The organism is Hydrogenivirga sp. 128-5-R1-1, from assembly GCF_000171895.1.
This window is the reverse complement of the sequence record NZ_ABHJ01000161.1, coordinates 1-2,162: the sequence shown is the minus strand read 5'-3', so window position 1 is coordinate 2,162 and position 2,162 is coordinate 1. Positions and strand designations below refer to the sequence as shown.

The 2,162-nt window shown below is 32.9% G+C and carries 2 protein-coding genes; one reads left to right on the top strand and one right to left on the bottom strand.

What is annotated here, in order from left to right:
• A partial coding sequence (gene ychF, locus HG1285_RS03920) for a redox-regulated ATPase YchF (RefSeq protein WP_008288764.1) occupies positions 1-892 on the top strand: 892 nt, incomplete at its 5' end.
• Here ychF and HG1285_RS03925 read toward each other — a convergent pair.
• Positions 889-2,162: GspE/PulE family protein (locus HG1285_RS03925; RefSeq protein ID WP_008288763.1), on the bottom strand; the 1,274-nt coding region annotated here is incomplete at its 5' end. The two genes, ychF and HG1285_RS03925, sit on opposite strands and share 4 nt — an antisense overlap.

Here is a 2,162-nt window from a genome sequence, read left to right as displayed (position 1 = left end):
AGCAGGGCTTGTTAAAGGAGCGTCTAAAGGAGAAGGACTTGGTAATCAATTTTTATCAAATATAAGAAATGTTTCAGCAATAGCACATGTTGTAAGATGTTTTGAAGATAGCGATGTTGTGCACGTTGAAGGTTCTGTTAATCCTGTTAGAGATGCGGAAATAATAGAAACAGAGCTTATTCTTTCGGACCTTCAAACTGTTGAAAGAAGGCTTGAGAAAGTAATAAAGCCTGCTAAAAGCGGAAATAAAGAAGCTAAATTTGAAGCTGGGGTTTTAGAAAAAGCAAAAGAAATTCTTGAAAACTTACAGCCTCTTAGAACAAATTTAGATAAATTTTCTGAAGATGAGATTGAATATATGAAAAAAACAATATTTCCTTTAACTTTGAAGCCTATTATGTATGTGGCAAATATTGGAGAAGAAGACCTCCCTGAAGGTGAAAATAATCAGTATGTAAAACAGATTAAAGAAAAGGCTGAAAAAGAAGGGGCTCCTGTAGTTGTACTGTCGGGGAAAGTTGAGCAGGAGCTTATTGAAATACCTAAAGAAGAAAGAGGAGAGCTTTTAGAAGCTTACGGTCTTAAAGAGCCTGGATTAAATAAAATGATTAGGACAGGTTATAGTTTGCTTGACCTTATAACATACTTCACCTCAGGAGAAAAAGAAACAAAAGCATGGACTATAAAAAGAGGAACTAAAGCCCCTCAGGCTGCCGGTGAGATACATTCAGATTTTGAAAGAGGATTTATTGCAGCAGAAGTAATAAACTATGACGAACTTGTAAAACACGGTTCTATGCAAAAGGCAAAAGAGGCTGGAGCTGTTAGGATAGAGGGTAAAGATTACGTAGTTCAAGATGGAGATGTGATGCTGTTCAGATTTAATGTTTAATCAATAGTTATTCTTTCTACTTCTTCAATTGTAGTTATTCCTTGTACTGCCTTATAAACAGCATCTTGACGGAGGGTTTTCATACCCTCTTTTAAAGCTTCTTTTTTTATATCTTCAGTACTTGCATTTTCAATTAGCATTTCTCTTATTTTTTCATTTATATGTAAAAGTTCATGTATTCCAACTCTTCCTTTATAACCTGTAAAATTACAAATTTTACATCCTGCTCCTTTATATAAAACTGTATTTTCATTCACTTCAAATCCAGCTTGCGTAATTATTACAATTTCTTTTTTTGAAGGAATATATGATGTTTTGCAATTGCTACATATCTTTTTAGCAAGTCTTTGGGCGACAACTAATAACAAAGAATCACCAATTAAATAACTTTCAATTCCCATTTCTCTAAGTCTGGTTACTGTACTGACAGCATCATTTGTGTGAAGTGTTGAAAATACTAAATGACCTGTTAAAGAAGCTTCAACAGCAATTTTGGCTGTTTCTATATCTCTTATTTCACCAACAAGTATAATATCAGGGTCGTGCCTTAAAAAGGCTTTTAATGCTTTTGCAAAAGTGTATCCTGCATCTATGTTTACACTTGTTTGAACAATACTTCCTCCAAGTGTATATTCTACTGGGTCTTCAACTGTTACTATCTTCACGTCAGGTGTATTAACTTCCTTTAATGCTGCATAAAGGGTTGTTGTTTTACCAGAGCCTGTGGGACCTGTATGAAGTATCATTCCATATGGTTTTTTAATAGTTTCTCTATAAAGTTTTAAATTTTCTTCGGTAAATCCAAGTTTATCAAGGTCTAAAAGCTGAGATTTCTTAGCAAGTATCCTCATAACAACATCTTCACCATAAATAGTTGGAACAGTTGAAACCCTTAAGTCTATAAGGATAGAAGGATTATATTTTGTAAAATCTATTCTTCCGTCTTGAGGCACTCTTTTTTCGTCAATTTTTAAATTTGCCATTATTTTAAATCTTGTTATAAGAGCATCCTGGACGTATTTAGGAAGTTCTAAAACTTTATGAAGGGTTCCATCTATTCTGTATCTTATAATAACTTTATTCTCTAAAGGCTGAACATGAATATCACTTGCTTTTTTAAAGTAAGCTTCTTCAATTATTTTATTTGCAAGTATTATAATAGGAGAGCTTGCTTCTGAAATTTTTTCTTCTTTTTTTACTTCTTCAACTTCAAGGCCTTTGAAGGAGCTTTTTAAAATATCTAAAACTTCCTCTAATTTTTTCCCTTCTT